General features: G+C 70.6%; 28 protein-coding genes. 9 read left to right on the top strand and 19 right to left on the bottom strand.

Features of this window, described 5'->3' with window-relative positions; translation table 11 throughout:
• The first annotated feature begins 62 nt into the window (after window positions 1-62).
• Window positions 63-1,097 carry an NAD(P)-dependent oxidoreductase gene (locus AB6A69_RS14370; protein ID WP_371061273.1) on the top strand — a complete coding sequence of 345 codons (1,035 nt, stop codon included), beginning with the start codon at window positions 63-65 and terminating at the stop codon, window positions 1,095-1,097.
• Here AB6A69_RS14370 and AB6A69_RS14365 read toward each other — a convergent pair.
• The 6 genes from AB6A69_RS14365 to metF form a co-directional block, all read right to left on the bottom strand.
• A complete protein-coding gene (locus AB6A69_RS14365) occupies window positions 1,018-1,806 on the bottom strand; it encodes a cobalamin-binding protein (protein ID WP_371061272.1) in 789 nt (262 codons plus the stop codon). The two genes, AB6A69_RS14370 and AB6A69_RS14365, sit on opposite strands and share 80 nt — an antisense overlap.
• Window positions 1,807-1,872: 66 nt before the next feature.
• A complete protein-coding gene (locus AB6A69_RS14360) occupies window positions 1,873-2,508 on the bottom strand; it encodes an ATP-binding cassette domain-containing protein (protein WP_371037946.1) in 636 nt (211 codons plus the stop codon).
• Complete coding sequence (locus tag AB6A69_RS14355; protein ID WP_371061286.1) at window positions 2,505-4,181, bottom strand: ABC transporter permease; 1,677 nt, start codon at window positions 4,179-4,181, stop codon at window positions 2,505-2,507. Before AB6A69_RS14355 ends, AB6A69_RS14360 begins: the two co-directional genes overlap by 4 nt.
• A gap of 64 nt (window positions 4,182-4,245) precedes the next feature.
• Window positions 4,246-5,445 (bottom strand): ABC transporter substrate-binding protein, encoded by a 1,200-nt coding sequence (locus tag AB6A69_RS14350; RefSeq protein ID WP_371061271.1) that lies wholly within the window; start codon window positions 5,443-5,445, stop codon window positions 4,246-4,248.
• Window positions 5,442-6,071, bottom strand: coding sequence for a CDP-alcohol phosphatidyltransferase family protein (locus AB6A69_RS14345; RefSeq protein WP_371061270.1), 630 nt, complete (start codon window positions 6,069-6,071; stop codon window positions 5,442-5,444). Before AB6A69_RS14345 ends, AB6A69_RS14350 begins: the two co-directional genes overlap by 4 nt.
• Before the next feature lie 179 nt (window positions 6,072-6,250).
• Window positions 6,251-7,117 carry a methylenetetrahydrofolate reductase [NAD(P)H] gene (metF, locus tag AB6A69_RS14340; RefSeq protein WP_371061269.1) on the bottom strand — a complete coding sequence of 289 codons (867 nt, stop codon included), beginning with the start codon at window positions 7,115-7,117 and terminating at the stop codon, window positions 6,251-6,253.
• 93 nt (window positions 7,118-7,210) lie between these two features.
• Here metF and AB6A69_RS14335 point away from each other — a divergent pair, with 93 nt between their 5' ends.
• Window positions 7,211-8,116, top strand: coding sequence for a LysR family transcriptional regulator (locus AB6A69_RS14335; protein ID WP_371061285.1), 906 nt, complete (start codon window positions 7,211-7,213; stop codon window positions 8,114-8,116).
• A gap of 7 nt (window positions 8,117-8,123) precedes the next feature.
• On the opposite strand, the gene AB6A69_RS14330 is transcribed toward AB6A69_RS14335, so the two are convergent.
• Entirely contained in the window at window positions 8,124-8,330 is a 207-nt protein-coding gene (locus AB6A69_RS14330) for a cold-shock protein (RefSeq protein ID WP_371054575.1), read from the bottom strand.
• A 218-nt stretch (window positions 8,331-8,548) separates the two neighbouring features.
• On the opposite strand from AB6A69_RS14330, the gene AB6A69_RS14325 reads away from it, so the two are divergent.
• The gene (locus tag AB6A69_RS14325; RefSeq protein ID WP_371061268.1) at window positions 8,549-8,863 is read left to right on the top strand and encodes an arsenate reductase family protein; all 315 of its coding nucleotides are present in this window, start codon (window positions 8,549-8,551) and stop codon (window positions 8,861-8,863) included.
• Window positions 8,864-8,910: 47 nt separating this feature from the next.
• Window positions 8,911-9,279: a hypothetical protein gene (locus AB6A69_RS14320; RefSeq protein WP_371061267.1), complete on the top strand. Its 369-nt coding sequence runs from the start codon at window positions 8,911-8,913 to the stop codon at window positions 9,277-9,279.
• Here AB6A69_RS14320 and AB6A69_RS14315 read toward each other — a convergent pair.
• The 5 genes from AB6A69_RS14315 to thrS all read right to left on the bottom strand — a co-directional run bounded on the left by AB6A69_RS14315 (window position 9,263) and on the right by thrS (window position 13,987).
• Entirely contained in the window at window positions 9,263-9,823 is a 561-nt protein-coding gene (locus AB6A69_RS14315) for a DoxX family protein (protein ID WP_371061266.1), read from the bottom strand. The two genes, AB6A69_RS14320 and AB6A69_RS14315, sit on opposite strands and share 17 nt — an antisense overlap.
• A gap of 2 nt (window positions 9,824-9,825) precedes the next feature.
• Complete coding sequence (locus AB6A69_RS14310) at window positions 9,826-10,581, bottom strand: putative DNA-binding domain-containing protein (RefSeq protein ID WP_371061265.1); 756 nt, start codon at window positions 10,579-10,581, stop codon at window positions 9,826-9,828.
• Window positions 10,578-11,435: a DUF692 family multinuclear iron-containing protein gene (locus tag AB6A69_RS14305; protein WP_371061264.1), complete on the bottom strand. Its 858-nt coding sequence runs from the start codon at window positions 11,433-11,435 to the stop codon at window positions 10,578-10,580. Before AB6A69_RS14305 ends, AB6A69_RS14310 begins: the two co-directional genes overlap by 4 nt.
• An 81-nt stretch (window positions 11,436-11,516) precedes the next feature.
• Window positions 11,517-11,810: a DUF2282 domain-containing protein gene (locus AB6A69_RS14300; protein WP_371037936.1), complete on the bottom strand. Its 294-nt coding sequence runs from the start codon at window positions 11,808-11,810 to the stop codon at window positions 11,517-11,519.
• A 218-nt stretch (window positions 11,811-12,028) separates the two neighbouring features.
• Window positions 12,029-13,987 carry a threonine--tRNA ligase gene (gene thrS / locus AB6A69_RS14295; protein ID WP_371061263.1) on the bottom strand — a complete coding sequence of 653 codons (1,959 nt, stop codon included), beginning with the start codon at window positions 13,985-13,987 and terminating at the stop codon, window positions 12,029-12,031.
• Window positions 13,988-14,166: 179 nt separating this feature from the next.
• Between thrS and AB6A69_RS14290 the strand changes: the two genes are divergently transcribed.
• The 3 genes from AB6A69_RS14290 to AB6A69_RS14280 all read left to right on the top strand — a co-directional run bounded on the left by AB6A69_RS14290 (window position 14,167) and on the right by AB6A69_RS14280 (window position 16,726).
• On the top strand, window positions 14,167-14,931 hold the full coding sequence (locus AB6A69_RS14290) for an alpha/beta fold hydrolase (RefSeq protein ID WP_371054565.1): 765 nt from the start codon (window positions 14,167-14,169) through the stop codon (window positions 14,929-14,931).
• Complete coding sequence (locus AB6A69_RS14285; protein ID WP_371061262.1) at window positions 14,924-15,901, top strand: alpha/beta hydrolase; 978 nt, start codon at window positions 14,924-14,926, stop codon at window positions 15,899-15,901. Before AB6A69_RS14290 ends, AB6A69_RS14285 begins: the two co-directional genes overlap by 8 nt.
• Window positions 15,902-16,015: 114 nt before the next feature.
• Window positions 16,016-16,726: an alpha/beta fold hydrolase gene (locus AB6A69_RS14280; RefSeq protein ID WP_371061261.1), complete on the top strand. Its 711-nt coding sequence runs from the start codon at window positions 16,016-16,018 to the stop codon at window positions 16,724-16,726.
• A 9-nt stretch (window positions 16,727-16,735) separates the two neighbouring features.
• On the opposite strand, the gene AB6A69_RS14275 is transcribed toward AB6A69_RS14280, so the two are convergent.
• Complete coding sequence (locus tag AB6A69_RS14275) at window positions 16,736-17,254, bottom strand: glutathione peroxidase (RefSeq protein WP_371061260.1); 519 nt, start codon at window positions 17,252-17,254, stop codon at window positions 16,736-16,738.
• A 117-nt stretch (window positions 17,255-17,371) separates the two neighbouring features.
• On the opposite strand from AB6A69_RS14275, the gene AB6A69_RS14270 reads away from it, so the two are divergent.
• Together AB6A69_RS14270 and AB6A69_RS14265 are read left to right on the top strand one after the other, a co-directional pair.
• Window positions 17,372-17,677: a DUF4389 domain-containing protein gene (locus tag AB6A69_RS14270; protein ID WP_371037930.1), complete on the top strand. Its 306-nt coding sequence runs from the start codon at window positions 17,372-17,374 to the stop codon at window positions 17,675-17,677.
• A gap of 93 nt (window positions 17,678-17,770) precedes the next feature.
• Entirely contained in the window at window positions 17,771-18,013 is a 243-nt protein-coding gene (locus AB6A69_RS14265; RefSeq protein WP_371061259.1) for a CDGSH iron-sulfur domain-containing protein, read from the top strand.
• 42 nt (window positions 18,014-18,055) lie between these two features.
• Here AB6A69_RS14265 and AB6A69_RS14260 read toward each other — a convergent pair whose 3' ends face one another.
• The 6 genes from AB6A69_RS14260 to AB6A69_RS14235 all read right to left on the bottom strand — a co-directional run bounded on the left by AB6A69_RS14260 (window position 18,056) and on the right by AB6A69_RS14235 (window position 24,261).
• The gene (locus tag AB6A69_RS14260; protein ID WP_371061258.1) at window positions 18,056-19,882 is read right to left on the bottom strand and encodes a M3 family oligoendopeptidase; all 1,827 of its coding nucleotides are present in this window, start codon (window positions 19,880-19,882) and stop codon (window positions 18,056-18,058) included.
• A 108-nt stretch (window positions 19,883-19,990) separates the two neighbouring features.
• Window positions 19,991-20,149 (bottom strand): hypothetical protein, encoded by a 159-nt coding sequence (locus tag AB6A69_RS14255; RefSeq protein WP_371037927.1) that lies wholly within the window; start codon window positions 20,147-20,149, stop codon window positions 19,991-19,993.
• 67 nt (window positions 20,150-20,216) lie between these two features.
• Window positions 20,217-21,824: an ATP-dependent DNA ligase gene (locus AB6A69_RS14250; protein ID WP_371061257.1), complete on the bottom strand. Its 1,608-nt coding sequence runs from the start codon at window positions 21,822-21,824 to the stop codon at window positions 20,217-20,219.
• A 145-nt stretch (window positions 21,825-21,969) separates the two neighbouring features.
• Window positions 21,970-22,986, bottom strand: coding sequence for a ligase-associated DNA damage response exonuclease (locus AB6A69_RS14245; RefSeq protein WP_371061256.1), 1,017 nt, complete (start codon window positions 22,984-22,986; stop codon window positions 21,970-21,972).
• 37 nt (window positions 22,987-23,023) lie between these two features.
• Window positions 23,024-23,974, bottom strand: a complete 951-nt coding sequence (locus tag AB6A69_RS14240) for an alpha/beta fold hydrolase (RefSeq protein ID WP_371061255.1) — start codon at window positions 23,972-23,974, stop codon at window positions 23,024-23,026.
• Window positions 23,974-24,261, bottom strand: coding sequence for an SCP2 sterol-binding domain-containing protein (locus AB6A69_RS14235; RefSeq protein ID WP_371061254.1), 288 nt, complete (start codon window positions 24,259-24,261; stop codon window positions 23,974-23,976). The genes AB6A69_RS14240 and AB6A69_RS14235 overlap by 1 nt, the downstream gene beginning before the upstream one ends.
• Between the last annotated feature and the right edge of the window lie 22 nt (window positions 24,262-24,283).

Raw genomic sequence — 24,283 nt, 5'->3', positions numbered from 1 at the left:
TGCCAGACGCCGCGCGCCGCGCGACGCTCATGGTCGGCGAGGCAGTGCAGGACGGGTGCGCAATGGACGGGAAGATCGGTTTCATCGGGTTGGGGAGCCTTGGCGCCAATCTCGCCGGAAGCCTCCTGAGGAACGGGGCGGATCTGTCGGTGAGCGATCTCGACGCGGCGCGGGTCGGCGCCTTCGTCGCGCGCGGCGCGCACGAGGGGCACGACCCCGCGACCGTGACGGAACGCTGCGACACGGTCATCACCTGCCTGCCGAGCCCCGCCGCCTCCGACGCGGTGGTGCGGGCGATGCTGCCGGCCATGGGCCCCGGCAAGACATGGATCGAGATGTCGACGACCGACGCCGCGGAGGTGCGGCGCCTGGCGGCCCTCGTGACGCGGCGCGGCGGCCGGGCCGTGGAATGCCCGGTCTCGGGCGGCTGTCACCGCGCCGCCACGGGCAACATCTCGATCTTCGCGGGCGGCGAGCGCGACAGCGTGGACCACGTCATGCCGCTCCTCGCCGTCCTCGGACGGCGGGTGCTGCACACCGGGCCGATCGGCACCGCCTCGACGCTCAAGGTGATGACGAACTACCTCGCCACCGCGAATCTTCTGAGCCTTTGCGAGGCGCTGGTGACGATGAAGGCCGCGGGGCTCGACATGGCCACGACCTACGAGGCGATCCGCATCAGCTCCGGCAGTTCTTTCGTGCACGAGACCGAAAGCCGGCTCATCCTCTCGGGGTCGCGCGACGTGAACTTCACCCTCGATCTCGTGCAGAAGGACATCGGCCTCTTCCAGCGCATCGCCGAGGCGCATGGCGTGCCGCTCGAGCTGTCGCCCGAGATCATCCGCATCGTCACCGACGCGCAGGCGCGGCTCGGCGTGGCCGCGCAGTCGGACCGCGTGATCGAGCGGCTCGAGGCGGCCACCGGCCTCGAGGTGCTGGCCGAGGGCTTTCCGCGTGCACTCGTGGACGACGAGCCGGAGGCGCCGGGCTACGAGGTCGTCCCGCCGGGCCGCGCGGCTACCGGCGCGCCGCGTCCAGAAGCACCGTCAGCGCATCCAGCCCGTCCGTCAGCGCCGCCGGACCCGGCTGAAGTATGAGCGGCGACTTGATCTCGTGGATGCGGTCCGCCCGCACCGCGGGGATCGCGTCCCAGCCTGGCCGCGCGGCGATGCGTTCGGGGCGCACCTTCTTGCCGCACCAGGAGGCCACGATCACCTCGGGGGCGGCGGCGATCACCTGCTCGGGCGCGACGATCCGGTCGCGCGCGGCGGGTGCGGCGGCGAGCGGGGCGAACACGTCCTCGCCGCCGGCCACGCCGACGAGCTCGGACACCCATCCGATGCCGGAAATGAGCGGCTCGTCCCACTCCTCGATGTAGACCCGTGGCCGCGGCCCGTCCGGCACGCCTGCGGCGAGGCGGGCGAGGCGCGCCTCGTACCCGGCGGCAAGCTCCTCGGCCGCCGCGCGCCGGTCCACCAGCGCGCCCACCGTTCGGATCATGGCGAGGATCCCCGCCACGTCGCGCTGGTTGAAGAGATGCACGGCGACGCCGGCGCGCGCCAGTTCGGCCGCGATCTCCGCCTGCAGGTCCGAGAAGGCCAGGACGAGATCGGGTTCCAGCGCCAGGATCTTCGGGATGTCGGCCGAGGTGAAGGCGCCCACGCGGGGCTTCTCGCGGCGCACGCGCGGCGGCCGCACGGCATAGCCCGTGACCCCCGCGATCCGGTCCTCCTCGCCCAGAAGGTAGAGCGTCTCCACCGTCTCCTCGGTCAGGCAGACGATTCGGTCGGGCGGGAAGCGGCGCATGTCCGGTCTCCTTCGATGGCAGTCGGCCGGGACGGTCGCGGCTTCGCCCAGCCGATGCAAGGGGCCTCAGCCCAGCCTGACCACCGGCCCGCCCGCCGCCTCGGCGTCGGCCCCGTCGTGGGTGACCATGAGCACCGGCAGCCCCCGGTCCTTCGCGCGGGCGAAGACGAGGCTGCGGACCTGCGCGCGGCGGTCGGCGTCGAGGCTCGAGAACGGTTCGTCGAGAAGCAGCGCCCGCGGCTCTGCCAGGAGCGTGCGCATCAGCGCCACCCGCAGCTTCTGCCCGCCCGACAGCGTGGCCGGGTCGCGCCCGGCGAAGCCTGCGAGCCCCACCTCGGCGAGCGCGGCCTCCACCGCCGCCCGCCGTGCCGCCCGGCCGCGCACGCTCCGCGCGAGGCCGAAGGCAAGGTTGTCGCCGACCGAGAGATGCGGGAACAGAAGGTCGTCCTGGAAGAGGATGCCGATGCCGCGCCGCTCGGGCGGCAGGGCGGTCACGTCCTCGCCGTCGAGGCGGACCCGCCCGCTCATCGTGAAGGGAGGGCCGAGCGTGCCGATCACGGCGGCCAGTAGCGTGGATTTCCCCGAGCCCGAGGCCCCCATGACCGAGACGACCTCGCCCGGGGCCACGGCGAGGTCGAGCGACAGAAGCGGCGTGCCGCCCCGAAGGATGCGAAGCCCCTCGAGCACGAGGCCCCCGCTCATGGCCGCATCCCGCGACGATCGCGATGGACGAGGCGCGGCAGGCCGAGCGCCAGCGCGAAGGGCAGGAGCGCGGTGGCCGTTTGCGCCAGCGCGTAGACGCCGATGGCGCGCCGGTCGCCCCCCGCGGCGAGCGCCACAGCCTCCGTCGTCACAGTGGCCACGCGCCCGCCGCCCACGAGCAGGGTGGGCAGGTACTGGCCCACGGAAACGGCGAAGCCCACCGCGGCGGCGGTCAGCGCCGGGGCGAGCAGCATCGGCATCCGCACCCGCCAGAGCACCCGCTCGGGCCCGGCGCCGAGCGTGCGCGCCACGGTGCCCAGGCGCGCGTCCCATGCGCGCCACGGGTCGCCGAGCGCGAGAAAGACATACGGAAAGACGAAGAGAAGATGCGCGGCCGTCACCGCCCAGATCCCGGTGGTGAGGCCCGCGGCCAGCATCGCGGCCTGAACGCCGGGCAGGAACGCCACCTGCGGCACCAGCAGCGGCGCGTAAAGCAGCCACAGCCCGCCCGCGCGCAGGCGCAGGCCATGGCGGTACTCCGCCTCGAGGCAGCCGATGGCAAGCGCGAGCGCGGCCAACGTGGCGATGAGCGCGATCACCGCCGTCTGGCGCAGCGCCGCGCCCAGTTCGGGACCGTGGCGCGCCCAGCTTCGCCCGGTGAGCGCGTCGGGGAACGCCTCCGGGAAGGGCCAGAGCGCGGCGACCGACCAGAGCGCGAGCACCCCGAGCCCGGCCAGCACGGCGGTGGACGAGACCAGCGCCAGCCCGAGGGACAGGACGCGAAGCGCGCGGCCCTGGGGGCCCCGGTGGCCGGTGCGGATCCAAGCCCGTCCAAGCGCCGCCGCCGCCCCCTCCAGCGCGCGCCACAGCGCCAGCGCGCCCAGCACCAGGCCCAGTTGCAGCGCCGCCGCCGCCGCCGCCTGCAGGCGCAGCGCGAGGTCCGGATCCGCCATCCAGCGCACGAGCTGCACCGCCAGGGTGTAGGGCGTGTTCGGTCCGAGGATCACGGCGACATCCACCACCGTCATCGAGTAGGCGAGCACGACATAGACCGGCAGGCGGATCTGGGCGTAGAGCCTGGGAAACACCGCCACGAGCCAACCCGCCTCGCGCCCGTGGCCCAGCGCCCGCGCGGTGGTCAGCGCGCGGGCCTGGTCGGTCTGGCCCATCGCCGCGATGGACATGAGCAGGAGAAAGGGCACCTCCTTCGCCACGAGCCCCGCGACGAGGGCGAGGCCCCAGGGATCCTGCACGACGAGCCAGTCCGGCGGCCGCTCGAAGCCGGAAGGCCACGGCGAGAGCGCGCGCATGACCCAGCCCGAGGGCGTGATCAGGAAGGCAAGCCCGAAGGCCGCCGCGGCATGCGGGACGGAAAGAAGCGGCGAGAGCGCCCTGCGGATCGCGCCGAAGACGCGCGTGCCCGACCACGAGGCGAGGATGAGCGCCGTGACGGCGAGCGAGAGCGCCGTCGCCGCGAGGCCGGTGACCACGCTGAGGCGCGACGCCGCTGCGAGGCCGGGCCAGTCGAGAAGCGGCCCGAAGGCATCGAGGCCGGGCGCGGCGCGTCCGATCGCGGGCAGGATGCCGAAGGCGGGCAGAAGCGTGCCGGCCAGGCCCGCGGCCACGGGCAAAAGCAGAAGCGCGACGGTGAGGGCGGGGACGACGGGCAGCACCCGGCCGCGCCGGGGCGCTTGCCCGGCGCGCGCCGCGCCGGCGGTGACGGCGCGGGCCTCCACGCTATTCGGTGACGCCGTAGCGCGCGATCCAGTCCTGCTCGATGCGTTCCATCCAGGACGGGTGCGGCTCGGGCAGGGCGGGGCCGAGCGCGTCGGGTGGCAACGTGGCGATACCGAGCTCGATCGCGTCGAAGCGGGCGCGGTCCCCGGGCGAGAGCGTGTCGAGGTCGAGCACCGTCCCGTAGCCCAGCACGTCGGGGTCGAGCGCGCGGGCCTGCGCCTCGGGCGACAGGAGGAAGTTGGCGACGACCATCGCCCCGGCCTTGGCCGAGGCGTTGTAGGGGATCGCCACGAAGCTCGCGTTGCCGATGCTGCCGCCCTCGGGCACGAAGGTGCGCACCGTGGCGGGCAGCTGGAAATTGGCGATGGCGGCCGACGCCTCGCCCGGGCTGAAGGAGATGGCGAGGTCGATCTCGTCGTCGGCCATGAGCTGGATCTGGCGCGGCCCGCTTTGCGGATAGGCCCGGCCCTGTCGCCAGAGATGCGGCGTGAGCGCGTCCACGAAGGCCCATAGCGGCGCGGTCACGGCCTCGTAGTCCGCTTGCGCGGCGGGCGCCAGAAGCACGTCCGGGTCCTCCACCACGCCGTAAAGCGCCTGCTTGAGGAAGGTGGAGCCCAGGAAGTCGGGCGGCTGGGGATAGGTGAAGCGCCCCGGGTTGGCTTCGGCCCAGTCGAGGATCGCCTGCATGGAGGGCAGCGGCCCGGGGATGTCCGCGGTGTCGTACATGAAGACCACCTGCGCCGTGGCCCAGGGGCTTTCGTAGCCGTCGGTGGGCACGGTGAAGTCGACCGTGACCGGCTTGCCCGCGACATCGACATGGCGCCAGTTCGGCAGATCCTCTGCGAAGGGGCCGAAAAGGAGGTCGTTCTCCTTCATGGCCGCGAAGTTCTCGCCGTTGATCCAGATGAGATCGACGGCGCCGCCCGAGTCGCGGCCCGCGGTCTTCTCGGCGAGCACGCGGCTCACCGCGTCGGCGGTGTCCGACAGTTTCACGTGCTCGAGCGAGACACCGTGCTCCTCGGCCACGCGCTGGCCGACCCAAGCGATGAAATCGTTGGTGGTGGTCGAGCCGCCCCAGGCGTTCCAGTAGACGGTCTGGCCGCGCGCCTCCTCGAGCACGGCGTCCCAGTCCGCCGGGTCCGGGGCGGCGAGGGCAGAGGCGGGCAGGGCGGCGAGAAGCGCGGCGAGCAGTCGTGTCATGCGGGATCCCCGTCGGTGGGTTTCGGAAAGACCTTCCGTGCCAGCAGAAGGCGCGAGGCGGCGGTGACGAAGCAGAGCACGCCGAAGGCCCAGGCCATGGGCGCGAAATGCTGCGGCAGAAGGCAGAGCAGCACGAAGAAGGCGATGGTCTCGGCCCCCTCGAGAAGTCCGCCCGTGAAGTAGAGGGACTTCACGCCGCGCGCGTCGGTGCGCATCTTCCGCTTCTCGGCGAGGATCGCGAAGCCGAGGAAGCTCGCCCCGTTGACGTAGAAGCTGAGAAGCAGGAAGGCGCCCGCGGCGCCGTTGGCGGCGGGATCGAGCCAGACGAACCCCAGGGGCACCGCGCCGTAGAAGAGGAAATCGCTCGTGATGTCGAGGTAGCCGCCGAAGTCCGAGGACCGTGTGGCGCGGGCCACGGCGCCGTCGAGGCCGTCGGCGAGACGGCTGGCAAGCAGGAGGAAAAGGCCCGGAAGCAGGTATCCCAGAGCGATCGCGCCGGCGGCCGCGAGGCCGAGGGCAAGCCCCGCGAGCGTCACCGCATCGGCCGTGATGCCCCGGCGCGCGACGACACGCCCGAGGGCGTCGAGCGGCGGGTCGATCAGCGGGCGGAGGCGGGCGTCGAACATGGCGTCGTCTTAGGCGAGGCGAGCGCGGCGCACGAGTCCCAATTCCGTGAGAGCGAGGTCAGGGGCGGCGTGCCGGAAGGGCCTTCGAAGGCCCTTCCCGCGCGCTCCCCGCGCGGTGTCGCCGCGCCTGCGGGACGCAGCGCCGCAAGGCGATTGAGGCGCCTTGCCCCGCCCTAGTCTCAGGCGACGTTCTCGAGCTGGAGATCGGGCTTGAGCCCCAGCGCGAAGCAGACGTCGCGGGTGAGTTCGGGCCGGTTCAGCGTGTAGAAGTGCAGCGTCTCCACGCCGCCGTCGATGAGCTTGCTGCAAAGCTCGCTGCACACCGCCGTGGCCAGCAGATCCTCGCGCCCGTCGCGGCGCGCCTTCTCGAAGGCGCGGTCGAGCCAGTCGGGAATGACCGCGCCGCAGCCCTTGGCGAAGCGCTTTACGCCGTCCCAGTTCTCGATCGGCATGATGCCGGGCGTGATCGGCGCGTCGAGTCCCGCCTTCTCGCAGCGGTCGCGGAACCGGAAGAAGGTTTCCGGCTCGAAGAAGAACTGGGTGATCGCCTCCGACGCGCCGGCGTCGATCTTGCGCTTGAGCCAGTCGATGTCGGCCCCGTCGTGCCCGGCCTCGGGATGCGGGTCCGGATAGGCGCCGACGCGGATCTTGAAGCGCCCCGTGGCGGCGAGGGACTCGACCAGTTCCACCGAGCTTGCGAAGCCCTCGGGATGGGGCGTGAAACCGCCCGCACCCTTGGGCGGGTCGCCGCGCAGCGCCACGATCTGGGTCACGCCTGCCTCGGCGAAGCCCTCGGCGATCGCGAGTGTCTCCGCCTTCGAGGCGTTCACGCAGGTCAGGTGCGCCGCCACGTCGAGGCCGGAATGCTTGTGGAGCGTTCCCACCGCGTCGCGGGTGAGCTCCCGCGTCGTGCCGCCCGCGCCATAGGTGACGGAGACGAAGCGGGGCGAGAGCGGCGCGAGCACCTGCACGGTGTCCCAAAGCCGGAAGGACGCTTCCAGCGACTTGGGCGGAAAGAACTCGAAAGAGACGCGCGGTGCGGACATGCCTGACCCTCCAATCGTTCCGCGCCTTGTCGCACGCGGGCGGACGTGAAACAAACTCATAAATCTCAAGACCAAGATGAGCCGAACATGAAGATGCACCTGGAATTGCGGCACCTGCGGTCGATCAAGGCCATTCACGACAATGGCGGGCTGGCCCGCGCGGCGGACGCGCTCAACATCACGCAGTCGGCGCTCAGCCATCAGATCAAGGGCCTCGAGGAGCAGACGGGGGTGGAGCTTTTCGTAAGGCGTTCGAAGCCCATGCGCCTGTCCGCGGCGGGCCAGAGGCTTCTGCGGCTCGCCGAGCGGGTGCTGCCGGAGGTCGAGGCGGCGCAGGCGGAGTTCGCAGGGCTGCGCGCCGGCCGCTCGGGTCGGCTGCACATCGCGATCGAGTGCCACGCCTGTTTCGAGTGGCTCTTCCCGGTCCTCGAGGGCTTCCGGAAGCTCTGGCCCGACGTGGACGTGGACATCCGCCCGGGCCTCGCCTTCGACGCGCTGCCGGCGCTTGCCAAGGAGGACGTGGACCTTGTCGTGTCCTCGGACCCCGAGGAATTGCCGGGCGTGACGTTCACGCCGCTCTTCGACTATTCCCCGGTGTTCGTGGCGGCGTCCGCGCATCCGCTGGCCGCGAGACCGTTCGTCGAGGCCGAGGATTTCAGGGGCGAAACGCTCATCACCTACCCGGTGGAGCGGTCGCGCCTCGACGTCTTCAGCCAGCTTCTGAGCCGCGCGCGGGTGGAGCCTGAGGCGATTCGGCAGGTGGAACTGACCGCGGTGATCCTGTTGCTCGTCGCGTCGAACCGCGGCGTGTCGGTGCTGCCCGACTGGGTCGTGCGCGAGGTGAAATACAGCTCCGATTACGTGACCCGCCCACTGACCGCGAACGGGATCACGCGCAGCCTCTACGCCGCGACCCGGGCCGAGGACGCGGAGAAGCCCTACATGGCGGACCTCATCCGCCTCGCGCGCAGCGAGGCAGAGCGGATGCAGGCGGCGTGAGGCGCTTTCAGAGCGCCTTCAGGTCGCTCGCCATGGTGCGGCCGTCCCGGCCTTCCCGGAGTTCGTAGGACACTTTCTGGTTGTCGGCGAGCCCGGTCATTCCGGAACGCTCCACGGCCGAGATGTGCACGAAGACGTCCTTGCCGCCGTCCTCGGGCGCGATGAAGCCGTAACCCTTGGTCGTGTTGAACCATTTCACGGTGCCTGTCGGCATTTTCCGTGTCTCCTTTCCGTCTTCCGTCGTCAGCCCCGCAGCGGAGGCGAAGCGCGGTCCGGACGTCAGGTCCGGAATCGGAAGGTCGAGCCGGAAATCTGAATGGCCGTTGCCGCAAGGGAAGGATTGCATGCGAAATGTAAAATGCAAGCAAAACGGTGGTGATCCCGGGCCGCGCGCGATGTAGGACACCGGGGACGATCGACGGAGCGACGCGCATGCTGATATACGGGCTGAAGACCTGCGACACCTGCCGAAAGGCGCTGAAATCCCTGCCGGAGGCGCGGCTCTTGGATATCCGGGCCGAAGGGATGCCGGAACCGGTGCTCCGGCGCGCGGCCGCGCAATTCGGGCCGGATCTGGTGAACCGGCGCTCCACCACGTGGCGCGCGCTGTCGGAGGAGGACCGCGCGCTCGCGCCCGAAACGCTCATCGCGCGCCAGCCGGCGGTCATGAAGCGCCCGCTTATCGACGACGGCGGAACGCTCTATCTCGGCTGGTCGGACGAGGTGCGCGCGGCGCTTGTCGGATAGCGCCGCGCGCGGGCCCATTTCGCGAAGAAGAGGTCAAGGAGGACGCCATGCGCAACGCGGCACTGACGCTCGGGATCATCGCAGGAGTGATCGGCATGATCGTGGGTTTTTTCGGGTACGGCTACGTCGAGCTTTCCAACCGGTTCGCCGAGGTCGACGAAATCTTCGGCCCGCTAGACAACAAGAGGCTGATCCAGGCGACCTCGATCCTCTCGCCGCTCCTCGCGATCGCGGGCGGGGCGATGGCGCGCGCCCGGGCGCTCTGGGGCGGCCTCCTGCTGATCCTGTCCGCGGGCGGCATGTATCACGCCTTCGGGTTCAACGTGGCGACGATGTTTCCCATCGCCTTCGCGGGGCTCGGCGGGCTGCTCGCGCTCGCCGCGGGCAAGCCCGACGAGCCTAAGGCGCATTTCTGAGGCGGGTCGCCAGCAGGCGGTCCAGCGAAAGCGGCCCCGCGCCCTTCAGAACGAGGGTGAGCAGCAGGAACACCCAGAGCGCGCGCTGATCCAGGATCGCCCCGTCCGGGAACCGGTCGAACCACGCCCCCAGCGTCTCGGCATGCTCGATCCCGCCATGGCCGTAGAGGTCGGTCAGGCTTTGCACCGCGATGAACCCGATCATGGCAAGCGCCGAGAGCCGCGTGGCGAGGCCCAGAACCACAAGCGCGGGCAGGACGAACTCCGCCAGCGTGCCCGACACGACGACCAGCCAGTGCCAGAGCCCCAGCTGCGAGGTATCGAAGCCCGCGGCCTCCATCTGCCGGGGGAAGATCTGCGCGTAGGCACCCATCGAGGGCTGGAAGAGACCGAAAAGGCCGTCGCCCGTCTTCGTTCCAGCCGCATGCCAGAAATAGACCAGCAGCACCGCGGCGAAGAGGAAGCGCGCCAGGGTGGGCAGGATCACCGTCTCGCGGTCCAGCGGGCCGGTGGCGCGGTCGTGGAGGGAAAGAAGGGCGTTCATCGTCATTCCTCGGGTGGCGTGAGTCCGGTGATCGCGCCGGCCCCGAGAAGGAGGCCGAGCGTCGCGGCGAGGTCGAAGCCGGGCGCGGCGGCCTCGGCGGCGGCATGGGCCTCGCCGAAGGGCGCACCGTCGGCGAGCGCGGCCACGAAGGCCGCGCCGCCCGGCGGCAGCAGATGCGGCGCGGGATCGAAGCCCGGGCGCGCCACCAGCACGTCCTGCGCGCCGGGCGAGGGTTTCGGCGCGCCCTCGACCATGTTGAAGGCCCAGATCGCGTGGAGCGGCCAGCGCGAGCGCAGAACGCGCACGGCGGGCGCGAGCGAAAGCCGGGTGTGCATCAGCCTGTCGGGCGGCAGCGCCTGAAGCGCGTCGGGCGCGATCGGCTCTGCGTCGGCGGCGTGATAGGCGCGGCGGAGCGCCAGGTCCAGCCGCGCCGCGTCGGGCAGGTAGCCGTGGCGGGCGAGCGGCGCGAAGCGTTCCAGAAACCCCGGCAGCGCGGCCCCGTAGAGCGCGAGGCGCGGGTCTTCGGGCGGGTGCGCGCGCAGGAACGCCAGCGCCATGTTGCGGAACGCCGCGCGCCCGAGGAGCTTCGCAAGAAGCGGAAAGCCGACCTCGAGCGCCTCGAGCAGGCTCGCGGTGACGTTGTTGCGGTAGACGTCGAAGCGTCGTGCCGCCGGCCGGCCCGTCCCGTCGGTCAGCCCGGGGGGCGCCGGACGCGCGGGATCGAGCAGCGCGGCGCGGAACTCGGTCTCGCGGTTCATGCGGCCACGCGCTCCAGCGCGGCGGCGGCGCGGCCGGCCTCGGCGCGGAGCACCGGCCAGTCCGGGACGTCGGTGTCCCATTCGACGAGCAGCGGGCGCGGGCCCGCCCGATCCAGAACCCGGTCGAGCAGCGCCCAGACCGGGTCGGCCACCTCGCGCCCGTGGCTGTCGATGAGAAGCGGCGCACCCGCCTCGTCGGCGTCCTCGTCGTGGCCGCCGAGATGGATCTCGCCCACATGCGCGACGGGGAAGTCGTCCACGTAATCCTGCGGCGAATGGCCGAGATTGGTGGCCGACACGAAGACGTTGTTGACGTCGAGCAGCAGGCCGCAGCCGGTGCGCCGGGCGATCTCGGAAAGGAACTCGGTCTCGCTCATCTCGCTTTCGGCGAAGGCGAGGTAGCTCGACGGGTTTTCCAGCAGCATCCGCCGCCCGAGCGCCTCCTGCACCTCGTCGATGTGGCGGGCGACGCGCGCGAGGGTGGCGCGCGTGTAGGGCAGGGGCAGAAGATCGTTCAGGAACGCGCCGTCATGGGTGGACCAGGCAAGGTGCTCGGAAAAGCTCGCGGGCGCGATCCGGTCGCAAAGGGTTTTGAGCCGCGCGAGGTGATCGCGGTCGAGCGGCGCCTGCCCCCCGATCGACAGACCGACGCCATGCACCGAAACGGGAAAGCGCTCGGCGAGCGCGGCGAGCTGCGCGCGGGGGCGTCCGCCCGCGCCCATGTAATTCTCCGCGTGGATCTCGATCCAGCCGACGGGCCCCGGCTCCGCCGTGAGGCCGGCGAAATGCTTCGCCTTGAAGCCCACGCCGACACGCGCGGGAAGCGATATGTCCTGGCCTGATGCGTCGAACATGGCGGGCGGTCTCCCTTGCGTCGGGTCAGGCGGTGGGGGAAGGGGCGGGCGTTCGGCCCGCCCCGAAAGCTCCGCCGCGTGTCAGCCCTGCTGTGGCAGGTCACGCTCCAGCGGTTCGAGCGATCCCATCCGGTCCCCCGGAAGCTCCATCGATTCGCAGGTGCCCTCGTCCACGAGGGTCCAGGCGTTGCCCTGGTAATCGACGGTGGACGTGCCCGCACAGGTCGTCCCGGGGCCGGCCGCGCAGTCGTTCTCGCCGGCGAGCGAGACGCCGTAGCACTTCTCCTGCGCCTGGGCGTGTGCCGTGCCGGCATAGGACGACAGGGCGGCGGCGACAGCGCCGGCGACTGCGGCGGATTTCAGCGTGATGGACATTTGTGGATCTCCCTCCAGTTTGGTCCGTGCTGCCGCGGAGCCGCGGCTGGGGGGAGTCATACCGCTGCGACGACATGACACGCCAGTCACGGGCGCGTGCTTCACGGCGCCGTCATCGCGAGTGACGGGGCCGTGAGACCGGCTCGCGACGGCGATGGGGCAACGCCGCGATCGCCGGCGTCAGGGCGGGCGCCGCCTGGGCGCGCCGCCCCCGAATGTTACAAACGGTCGGGCGCGCGCGCCTCGTCGGCCAGCGCGTTCACGAAGGCGTCCATCGGTTCGGTGCTGGTCGCCTTCTCGCCGAGGCGCCGGATGGTCACCGTCCGCTCCTCGACCTCGCGGTGGCCGCAGGCGAGGATCACCGGCACCTTGGCGAGCGAATGCTCGCGCACCTTGTAGTTGATTTTCTCGTTGCGGGTGTCGGCCTCCGCACGAAGCCCGGCCGCGCGCAGCGCCGCGACAACCTCCGCGACATAATCGTTGGCGTCGGTCGTGATCGAGGCCACGACGACCTGACGCGGTGCAAGCCACATGGGCAGCCTGCCGGAGTAGTTCTCGATCAGGATCCCGATGAATCGCTCGAAGCTGCCCAGGATCGCGCGGTGCAGCATGACGGGGCGGTGCTTCTCGCCGTCCGCGCCGATATAGCTCGCGTCCAGCCGCTCGGGCAGGTTGAAGTCGGCCTGGAAGGTGCCGCACTGCCACTCGCGCCCGATCGCGTCGGTCAGCTTGAAGTCGAGCTTCGGGCCGTAGAACGCGCCTTCGCCCGGGTCGATCTCGTAGTCGTTCCTGACCGAGAGGATCGCCTTCTCGAGCGCCGCCTCGGCCTTGTCCCAGACCGCGTCGGCCCCCACGCGCACATCGGGACGGGTGGAAAGCTTGATGTCGAAGCTGCCGAAGCCCGTGTCCTTGTAGACCTTGGACAAGAGCTCGATGAAGCCCGCGCATTCCTGCTCGATCTGGTCCTCGGTGCAGAAGATGTGCGCGTCGTCCTGGGTAAAGCCCCGCACGCGCATCAGCCCGTGCAGCGCGCCATGCGCCTCGTAGCGGTGGCAGGAGCCGAACTCGGCCAGCCGGAGCGGCAGGTCGCGGTAGCTCTTGATGCCCTGGTTGAAGACCTGCACGTGGCAGGGGCAGTTCATCGGCTTGAGCGCGTTCACCCGCTTCTCGTTGGCGTGCTCCTCGTCGATCTCCGTGATGTACATGTTCTCGCGGTACTTGTCCCAGTGGCCCGACGCCTCCCAGAGCTTGCGGTCCACAACCTGGGGCGTGTTGATCTCGCGGTAGCCCGCGGCGTCGAGGCGCCGGCGCATGTAGTCCTGAAGCTCGCGGTAGATCGTCCAGCCGTCGGGGTGCCAGAACACCATGCCGGGCGCCTCTTCCTGGAAGTGGAAGAGCTTCATCTCGCGGCCGAGGCGGCGATGGTCGCGTTTCTCCGCCTCCTCGAGAAAGGTCAGGTAATCCTTGAGCGCCTTGCGGTCCTTGAAGGCCACGCCGTAGATGCGCTGGAGCATCGGGCGCGAGCTGTCGCCGCGCCAGTAGGCGCCGGCCACCTTCATCAGCTTGAAGGCGTCGGCGGGGACCTGCCCGGTGTGGGCGAGATGCGGGCCGCGGCAGAGATCCTGCCAGTGGCCGTGCCAGTACATCCGGATGGGCTGTCCTTCCGGGATCGCCTCGACGAGCTCCACCTTGTAGGGCTCGTTGTTCGCCTCGTAGTAGCGGATGGCGCGGTCGCGCTCCCAGACCTCGGTGGTCACCGGGTCGCGGCGGTCGATGATCTCGCGCATCTTCTTCTCGATCGCGCCGAGATCGTCCGGGGTAAAGGGCTCCGCGCGGTCGAAGTCGTAATACCAGCCGTTCTCGATGACGGGGCCGATGGTGACGCGCACCTCGGGCCAGATCTCCTGCACCGCGCGCGCCATGATGTGCGCGAGGTCGTGCCGGATGAGTTCGAGCGCGGGCGCGTCGTCGGCCATGGTGTTGATGGCGATCGCGGCATCCGCCTCGATCGGCCATTGCAGGTCCCAATGGGCGCCGTTCACGTCGGCGCTGATCGCCTTCTTCGCGAGCGATTTGGAAATTCCCTCGGCGATCTCGCCGGGGGTGATCCCGGCGGGAAAGTCGCGGACGGAGCCATCGGGGAAGGTCAGGGAAACGGTGGACTGGTCGCGGGCCATGTCCGCTCTCCTCGTCGGTTCGGCGCCTACGAAGCGCCCGGTTGCGGGTCAGGGTTCGCGGGCGACATGGCGGGACGGGCCCGGGAAGTCAAGGATGACGGTGTCGTGCCGACACCCGCCGGGGCTTTTCACCCGGCCCGATCGCGGGCACTCTTCGCGCGCCACCGATCGGAGGATCCATGACAGAGCCCAGCTATCTCGACACGCCGCAGCGGCGCCGCATCGCCTATCATCGGACCCCGGGCGAGGGGCCGGGCGTGGTGTTCCTCGGCGGTTTCATGTCCGACATGGAAGGCACCAAGGCGCTGCACCTCGAGGACTGGGCGCGAAACGCGGGCCGCGCCTTCCTGCGCTTCGACTACTCCGGCCACGGGCAAAGCTCGGGTGCCTTCACCGACGGGTGCATCGGCGACTGGGCCGAGGACGCGGAGGCGGTGCTGGATGCGCTGACCGAGGGGCCGCAGGTGCTCGTGGGCTCCTCGATGGGCGGCTGGATCGCGCTGCTGACCGCGCGGGCCAACCCCGAGCGGGTGGCCGGCCTCGTCACCGTCGCCGCCGCGCCCGACTTCACCGAGGACGCGATGTGGGCGGGCTTCGACGCCGAGCAGCGCGCCGATCTCGAACGCGACGGCGTGGTGCACCTGCCCTCCGACTACGGCGAGCCCTATCCGATCACGAAGCGGCTTATCGAGGACGGGCGCGCGCATCTGGTGCTGCGCGCCGCGCTGCATCTGCCCTTTCCCGCGCGCTTCCTTCAGGGCACCGCAGATGCGGACGTCGACCGCGCGGTGGCGCTCGCGCTTCTCGACCACGCCACCGGACCGGACATGCGGCTGACCCTTGTCGAGGGGGCGGATCACCGGTTCTCGGAGCCGGATTGCCTCGAGCTGATCACCGACAGCGTGGAGGAGGTGAGCGCCCGCGCCGCGCGCCGGCGTGGCTAGGGCGGTGGCCTGGGCGCTTCTTCTCGTCGCGACGGCGGCTGCGGCGTTCTGGTTTCTGGTCCCGCGCGAGACGGTGGCCGTTGCCGCGCCCGTGGCGCCCGAGGCGCTGGGCGATCTTGACCGGCATTTCGCCGATGCGGAGGCGCGCTTCGACGATATCGTGCCCGGCACGGAAAAGCGCGTGCTCTGGGCGGGCGCGCCGGGCGCGCGCACGGATCTGGCGATCCTCTACGTGCACGGGTTTTCGGCGACGTCCGAGGAAATCCGCCCGGTGCCCGACCGCGTTGCCGGGGCGCTTGGCGCGAACCTCGTCTTCACGCGGCTTCAGGGCCACGGCCGGGGCAGGGCGGCCATGGCCGAAGCCAGCGTCGCGGGCTGGATGTCGGACCTTGCCGAAGGCCTCGCGGCGGCGCGCGCCGCCGGTGACCGCGTGGTCGTGATCGCCACCTCGACGGGCGCCACGCTCGTCACGCTGGCCCTCGGCCGGCCCGAACTGGCCGAGGGCGTGGCCGGCGTCGTGTTGGTGTCGCCCAACTACGCCCTTCACGGGCGCTTCGCGGGTCTGCTCACCTGGCCCGCCGCCCGGATCTGGTTGCCCTGGCTTCTCGGACCGACGCGGGGGTTCGAGCCGCGCAACGAGGCGCATGCGCGCTACTGGACGCAGAGCTATCCGGTGGAGGCGCTCCTGCCCATGGCCGCGCTCGTCGCGCATGTGCGCAGGCTCGATCCGGGCGGTATCGGGGTGCCTGCGCTTTTCTGGTTCTCGGATGACGACCAGGTCGTGCGCGCGGACGCCACGCGCGCGGTGGCCGCGCGCTGGGGCGGCGCGGTAAGACTGCACCCGGTGTCCCCCGGCCCCACGGACGATCCCGCCGCCCATGTCCTCGCGGGCGATATCCTGTCGCCCGGACTGACGGACGCCGCCGCGACGGCGATCACGGCATGGATCCGCGCCTTGCCGGAGGGGTGAGCGCGGGCCTATGGCCCCTCCGTCCGGGGGCTGCTATCGAAACGGCCGCAGACAGGCGGGGGAACGGGATGAACGGGCAGACGGCGCAGGACGTCACGAACGGGCAGGCGGTGCATGGCTGAACCGCTCGTCCTTCTGCCGGAGTTCATGTGCGACGCGCGCCTCTTCCTGCCGCAGATCACCGCGCTCGGCCGCGATCGCCCTGTGACGGTAGCCCCGCTCGCGGGCGGGGAGCGGGTGGAAGAGATCGCCTCGCACCTCCTGCCGCAACTGCCGCAACGGTTCGCGCTGGGCGGTCTGGGCCTGGGCGGCATGGTCGCCATGGAGATCCTGCGCCGCGCGCCCGACCGGGTGGCGCGGCTGGCGCTCATGGACACCGAGCCGCTGGCCGAGACGCCCGCGCAGGCGGGCGAGCGCGATCCCCTCATCGTCCGGGCGCGCAGCGGGGCGCTCGACGCCGCGGTGGCCGAGGTGATCCGGCCGGATCACCTGGCACCGGGGCCCGGCCGTTTCGAGGTGATGGCGACGCTCGCCGAGATGGCGCGCGGGCTGGGCGTCGAGGCGTTCACGCGACAGATCCGGGCGCTTCAGCGCCGGCGCGACCAGCAGGCGACACTGCGCCGGTGCAAGGTGCCCACGCTGCTGTTGTGCGGGGCCGAGGACACGCTCATGCCGGTGAAGCGCCACGTCTTCCTGGCGGAGCTCATCCCCGGCGCCACCTTGCGGATCATCGACGGGGCCGGGCACTTGCCGCCTCTCGAGGTGCCGGAGGATACCACCGAGGCTCTGTCAGAGTGGCTGAGGGCGCCGTTCGTCCTGCGCTGAGCGCGCGACTCAACTGCCCGCCAGCAGGGCCTCCACCGGCTCGGTGATCCGGCCCGACATCGGCCGGGCGGTGGCGCCGAACGTCTCCACCACGCGGCCCTCACCATCCAGAAGCACCTTGTTGAAGTTCCACGACGGCTCGAACGTCGCGGTCTCCTTCAGCCAGGCGTAGAACGGGTGTGCCCCGCTGCCCCGCACGGGCGTGATGGTCGTCATCGGCATGTCGATGCCGAACGTGATCTCGCAGAACTCCTTCACCTCGTCGTCGGAGGCGAGTTCCTGGTTGAAGTCGTTCGACGGCACGGCAAGCACCACGAGGCCGGCATCGCGGTAGCGGTCGTAAAGCGCCTGCAAGCCCTCGTATTGCGGGGTGAAGCCGCACATCGAGGCCGTGTTGACGACAAGGACCGGCTTGCCGGCATAATCCGAAAGCCGGATCTGGCCGCCGTCGATGCTGTCGAAAACGAAGTCCTCGGCCGCGGCAGCGGTGGTGAAGACGGCGAGGATAATGGCGAGCAGCTGTTTCATGCGGGCCTCCCGTGGCTGATCGGAAAGATAGCTGCGTCATCCCCAAGTCAAGCGTCGCCGGGCTTGGCCCGAACCGGGCCGGCGCGGTATGCTTGATCTGCCATTCCGGAGGGACCCATGCCGCGCAACGATGAAGAGAAGCTGAACGGGCGCCTGCATGGCGCGCAGCCCCACGCGCCCAGGGAGTCCATGCCGCTGCGGCTGCTGCACGTGGTGCTCATCTGGATCATGCTGAGTCTGGCGCAGACCGTGCTGACGGTGGCCACGGTGATCCAGGCCGTGCTGATGCTGGTGAACAGGGGCGATCCCAACGCGCGGCTGGCGGAGTTCGGCACCGATCTCGGGATATGGATCGCGAAGGCCGCGCGCTTCCAGACCGGCGCCTCCGAGGTCAAGCCCTGGCCCTGGACGGAGCTTGACTGACCGGCGGGGAACGGGACGTCCGCGGGCAGCGCTGCCTTGACCGCGCCGCGCGTGGCGCCACGTTCGTGGCCCGTGCAAACAGAGGAGGATCCGATGTCCGACACCCCCGCCATCCCGCAGAAAGCCCCGTTCCCAGCCGAGGTATCGGCTGGCAAAAGCTATTTCTGGTGCGCCTGCGGGCGCTCGTCGCGTCAGCCGTTTTGCGACGGAAGCCACAAGGGCACCGACATCGAGCCCGTGAAATACACCGCCGAGAGCGACGGCCGCGTCTTTTTCTGCGGTTGCAAGCAGACGGCGCGCGGGCCGCTTTGCGACGGCACGCACGCAGGGCTCTGATCCGCGCGGCGCGCCCGTCCGGCGCGGCGCGCGGCAGATATCCTAGCCCTCCATCGCCTCGAGCTCGTCGATGAGCCCGGCGATCATGGAAAGTCCCTTGTCCCAGAAGGCCGGGTCGGAGGCGTCGAGCCCGAAGGGCGCCAGAAGCTCCTTGTGGTGCATCGACCCGCCCGCCTTCAGCATCTCGAAGTACTTCTCCTGGAAGTCGGGATCGCCCTCCTCGTAGGCGGCGTAGAGCGCGTTCACCAGCCCGTCGCCGAAGGCATAGGCGTAGACATAGAAGGGCGAGTGCACGAAATGCGGGATGTAGGCCCAGAAGGTCTCGTAGCCCTCCATGAAGGTGAAGGCGGGGCCGAGGCTCTCGCCCTGCACGCTCATCCAGATCTCGTTGATGTCGTCCGGCGTGAGCTCGCCGCCACGCCGGGCGTCGTGCAGCTTGCACTCGAAATCGTAGAAGGCGATCTGGCGCACGACCGTGTTGATCATGTCCTCGACCTTGCCGGCCAGCAGCACCTTGCGCTCGTTCTGCGTCTTCGCGTTCTCCAGAAGCCGCCGGAAGGTCAGCATCTCGCCGAAGACCGAGGCCGTCTCCGCCAGCGTGAGCGGGGTGCGCGACAGGAGTTCGCCCTGCCCGGCGGCGAGGCGCTGGTGCACGCCGTGGCCGAGCTCGTGGGCGAGCGTCATCACGTCGCGCGGCTTGCCGAGGTAGTTCAGCATCACGTAGGGGTGCACCTCGGTCACCGTCGGGTGCGCGAAGGCGCCCGGCGCCTTGCCGGGCTTCACGCCCGCGTCGATCCAGCCGCTGGTGAAGAACGGCTCGGCGAGCTCGGCCATCCGCGGGTCGAATTCCGCGTAGGCCGCGCGCACCGTCTCGCGCGCCTCGTCCCAGCCGATGGTGCGCGTCTCCTCCATCGGAAGCGGGGCGTTGCGGTCCCAGACTTCCAGCGTGTCGAGGCCGAGCCAGCGGCGCTTGAGCTCGTAGTAGCGGTGGCTGAGGCGCGGATAGGCGGCCACGACCGCGTCGCGCAGCGCCTCGACCACCTCGGGTTCGACGTCGTTGGCCAGGTGGCGCGCGGTCTGCGGCGTGGGCATGCCGCGCCAGCGGTCCATCACCTCCTTCTCCTTGGTCTGCGTGTTGTGCACGCGGGCGAAGGTGCGGATGTTCTCGGAGAACACTTCGGCGAGCGCCCGCGCCGCGGCCTCGCGCGTCGACCGGTCGTGATCCGTGAGCAGCGTGAGCGTCGATTCGAGCCCGAGCGCCTCGCCCTTCACCTCGAAGCTGAGCCCCGCCATCGTCTCGTCGAAAAGGCGCTCCCACGCGTCGCCCACGACGCCCAGGTCGTGCAGGAACTTCTCCAGCTCGTCCGAGAGCTGGTAGGGCTTCATCGCGCGGATGCGCTCGAACACGGGGCGATAGCGGGCAAGCTCTGCGTTCTCGCCGAACAGCCGCTCGAGGTGGTCGTCCTCCAGCCGGTTGAGCTCGAGCGTGAAGAAGACCAGCGGCGTGGTGAAGTTGGTGATCTTCTCCTGCATGTCGGAGAGGAACTTCGCCCGTCCCGCGTCGGTGGTCTGCTGGTAGTAGCGCAGCCCCGCATAGGACATGATGCGTCCCGCCACCGTCTCGATCCGCTCGTTGCGGCGTACGCAGTCCAGAAAACCCGCCGCGTCGAGTTCGCCGAGCCGGCCCTCATAATCCGCCGCGAAGGTGCGGCCCTCGGCCTCCAGCCAGTCGAGGTCGCGTGCGATCTCTGCCGCGTCGGGCGCGGCGTAAAGGTCCGAAAGATCCCATTCGGGAAGGTCACCAAGGCCCTCGGGGCCGGAAGCGGAACCGGCGCTGGCGTCGAAGACGGGGCGGGGGGCGTGGCGCATGGGGATCTCCTGCGAAATTGGATGCCTGCGAGAGATAGGCTGGCGCGGCGGGGCGGATCAAGGCCGCGCGCCGAGGCGCCGCGGGTGCCCCAGGGGAAGGCGGCGCGCTCAGGGCCGGCCGAAAAGACGCATCAGTACGTAGACCGCCGCGCCCGCGATCAATGCCACGACCGCCGCCTTCAGCAGAAACGAGGCGATGGGGATGATGATCATGAGCCCGAAGACGATCGCGGCGGTTACGATCGCGATCCAGAGCGAATCCTGCATGGGTAAATCCCGTGTTTTCCGGCCTCGGCCGATGTGTCGCCCAGTCTATCCGCGCGCGCCGGGAAAATCAGCCCTGCGCGTCCGTCTGTCCGTAAGCGGCGAGCATCTTTTTCAGATCGTCGAGCGTGTTGGCCTCGGCGGTGGGCTTGTCGCGGCGCCAGCGCGCCATGCGCGGGAAGCGCAGTGCGAGGCCCGACTTGTGGCGGGGGCTTTCGTGGATGCCCTCGAAGGCGATCTCGAACACCTGCTCGGGGCGCACCTGCCGCACGGGGCCGTAGCGCTCCAGCGTGTTGCGCCGCACCCAGCGCGTGATCTCGGCGAATTCCGCGTCGGTCAGGCCGGAGTATGCCTTGGTGAAGGGGACAAGGGCGTTGCCCGACCAGACCGCGAAGGTGAAATCGGTGAAGAGATTGGCGCGCCGCCCGTGCCCGGCCTGCGCGTAGATCATCACCGCGTCCACGGTCAGCGGGTCGAGCTTCCATTTCCACCAGTCGCCGCGCTTGCGGCCCGCGAGGTAGGGGCTTTCGCCGCGCTTCAGCATCACCCCCTCGGCGGCCCGCGCCCGCGCCTGCGCGCGTGCATCCGCGAGCGCGGCCCAGTCGTCGAAGTCCAGAAGCGGCGGAAGAACCAGCGGCGCCTCCGGCGGAAGATCGGCGAGCAGGCGTTCGAGCCGCGCGCGCCGCTCGTCGAAGGGACGGGCACGAATGTCCTCGCCACCCTCTTCCAGCAGGTCGTAGGCCGCGAGCGCGACCGGCGCCTCGGACAGAAGCTTCTTCGGCACGGTCTTGCGCCCGATTCGCTTTTGCAGCGCGTTGAAGGACAGCGGCCCGTCGCGCCAGGCCAGCAGCTCGCCGTCGATCACCGTGCCGGGCGGCAGGAAGTCGCGCGCGCGGGCGAGTTCGGGAAAGCGATCCGTCATCAGCTCCTCGCCGCGGGACCAGACGAAATGCTGGCCGTCGCGCAGGATAAGCTGGCCGCGGATCCCGTCCCATTTCCACTCCGCCCGCCAGCCGGACGGATCGCCCAGCGTTTCCGGCCCCGCGTCGAGCTGGTGGGCGAGGTAGAACGGGTAGGGACGCGAAAGATCCGCCGCGCCCGCCTCGGAGTGCACGAGCTCCTGCCAGCTCGTGGTCGCGGGATCCCAGGCGCCCATCAGCCGATGCGCCATCTCGGCCTCGTCCCGGCCGAGCGCGCGGGCAAGCGCGCGCGTCATCAGCTTCTGGCTCACCCCGATGCGCCAGCCCCCGGTCAGAAGCTTGTTGAAGAGGAAGCGTTCCGCGGGCTCCAGCGCGTCCCAGGCGTCGAGAATCGCGGCGCGCCGGTCCGGCAGCGGCCGGTCAGCAAGCGCCCTGAGCGTTGCGATCCACTCGGCCAGCCCGCGGTCGCGCGGGTGCGCGGGCGGCGGCAGGATGAGCGCGATGGTCTCGGCCAGATCGCCGACGATCCCGTAGCTTTCCTCGACGATCCAGAGCGGCAGGCCCGCGCGCTCCGCCGCCCATTCGCGCAGCTGTGTCGTCGTGATCGCGCGCCGCGGCCGCCGGCCCGAGAAAAGCGCCACGGTCCAGAGCCGGTCCGCGTCTGGCGCGGTCGCGAAATAGTCCGACAGCGCGTCCACCTTGGCCGATGTGCGCGTGGTCTCGTCGACCCGGGCGATGAGGCGGGCGAAGTCCTTCACGAGACCTGCGCGCGCCGGAGGTTGGAAGCTGAACGGCCGGGAATCGCGACGGACCTCCGGTTTTCCACAGCCATGTCCACAGGCGGACGGCGGCCGGGGCCCCGGTATGCGAGGATCAAGCCGCAAGTCGTTGACCGGACACGGATCATGGCGCCACCTCGGCCTCGTCTTCGGCCTCGCCGCCGAACTGCGTGGGCACGATGCGGGCATCGAATCCCTCCGCGCTCAGCCAGCGTGAGAATATTTCGGTGTAACCGTGCGTCACGAATATCTTTTCAGCACCCGTCCCCCGGATTGCCCACAGCAGCCCCTCCCAGTCCGCGTGATCCGAGAGCACGAAGCCGCGGTCGACGCCCCGGCGCCGCCGCACGCCGCGCAGGCCCATCCATCCGCTGGCCACGGCGGTGGACGCCGGGCCGAAACGTCGGGCCCAGGTGCTGCCAAGCGCGGCGGGCGGCGCGAGGACGAGCGCCCCCGGGAAATCCTTCGGGTCGAGCTCCGGCGTCACTTGCCGCGTCTCGGGCAGGGGCAGGCCGGCTTGTCGCAGCACGTCCGTGACGCCCTCGACCGCGCCGTGAGTGAGGATCGGGCCGATGCCGGTGTCGAGCATCGACAGCAGCCGCTGCGCCTTGCCCAGCGCGTAGGCGCCGAGCATGGCGGTGCGCCCGTCGCGCGCCGCGCCCGCCCACCAGTGGTTCAGCGCGCCGGCGACCTCGTCCTGCGGCGCCCAGCGGAAGACCGGCAGCCCGAAGGTGCACTCGGACACGAAGGCATGGGCGCGGAGCGGCTCGAACGGCTCCGACAGCCCGTCCGCCGCAATCTTGTAGTCCCCCGAGACGACCCAGACCTCGCCGGCGACCTCCACCCGGATCTGGGCCGAGCCCGGCACGTGGCCGGCCGGGTGGAAGGAGACGACCGCATCGCCGATCCGTCGTTCCTCGCCGTAGCGCATCGTTTCGAGCGCCACGTCGCCAAGCCTGTGGCGCAGGACCGGCGCGGTGCCGTCCGTGCAGAGGTAGCGGCGGTGCCCCGGACGCGCGTGGTCCGCGTGGGCGTGGGTGATGACGGCGCGGTCCACCGGCCGCCAAGGGTCTATGTGAAAGCCGCCCGCCGGGCAGCGAATGCCGCGGTCGGTGAAATCGAGAACCGGGGGCCGTGTCATGCGCGCCAGTATAGGGCCGGCCGGCCGCGTGGCCAGCTCAGGCAGGTGCGCCCGCCTGCTCGAGGAAGAAGGACGCCGTCACCCGAAGGATGCGGTCGCGTATCTCGGCGCGCTCCATCAGCACCTCGTGCTCCGCGCTCTCGAGCAGTTCGAGCCGGCCCAAGGGCCAGCCCCGCATCCGGTCATGGACGCGCGCCTGGTCGACGATCCGCTCCCGGCTGCCGAGCCAGGCGATGGCGGGCAGGTCCGGCGCGGGCCGGCGGGCGAGCGCGCGGCACTCCGCCAGCGCCTCGTGCAGCCAGTGGAGGCTGGGTCCACCCAGTTGCAGCTCGGGCCGCGCGTGCAGGTGGGACTGCATCGTCGCCCACATCCCGGCATCGGTGGTGAGCGTGTTGCCCTCGAAGGGGGCCGTCGCGATATAGGATTGCGGGCCGGTTCCCGGCGCCACGACATGGCCGAGGCCGAGGCGCGCGCCGCTCCAGCTGATCGCCCAGGCGGCGGGCCGCATCAGCGCAGAGATCCGGATTCCCCACATCGGCCCGGTGAAGGCCGCGCCCGCCACGTCGAGCCCGTCCATCAGCGCGCGCAGGCCGATGCAGCCGCCCATGGAATGCGCCAGCAGGAAGACGGGCGCCGGAAGGGCCTCGGCACGCGCGACGGCCAGCATCGCGGCCACGTCGCGCTGGTAGTCCGAGAAACGCCCGACATGGCCGGTAAGCGGCTCTCCCAGAAGCCGCTCCGAAAGGCCCTGGCCGCGCCAGTCGACCGCCAGGACGGCGAGGCCGCGGTCCAGAAGCCGCGCGGCCACATGCGCGTATTTCTCGATGTACTCGGTGCGGCCGGGAAACACGAGCACCGTGCCGCGCGCGGCATCGTCGGGTCGCCAGAGCCCCAGCCGAAGCCGCGCCCCGTCCTCGGCGTGCACCCAGACGGCCCGCGCCGCGGGCCAGCCGTTCACCAGGTCGTCGAAGAAGGGCGCATCTTCCATCAGCCCAGCGCGGAGCCGAGCTTCATCGCCATGCCCATGTCGCCGTCCACGCTCAGCTTGCCCGACATGAAGGCCGAGGTCGGGTCCATCTCGCCGTGCAGGATCTGCTGGAACGTGTCGGCCGAGGCGGTGAGCGTCACGTCGGCCTCCTCGTCGGCCGCACGCACCCCCCCGGCGTCGAGCATGATCGCGCCCTCGCCCTCGATGACGAATTTTGCAATCCCGTCAAATCCGCCCGAAAGCTTCTCGTTCAGGGCGTTCACGGCCTCGTTGATCATGTCGCTCATCACATCGCTCCTTCGAAACGCC

The organism is Rhodosalinus sp. 5P4 (assembly GCF_041365695.1).
GTDB lineage: Bacteria > Pseudomonadota > Alphaproteobacteria > Rhodobacterales > Rhodobacteraceae > Rhodosalinus.
The sequence above is the reverse complement of the archived record's forward strand: the minus strand, read 5'-3'. Positions and strand labels throughout refer to the sequence as shown.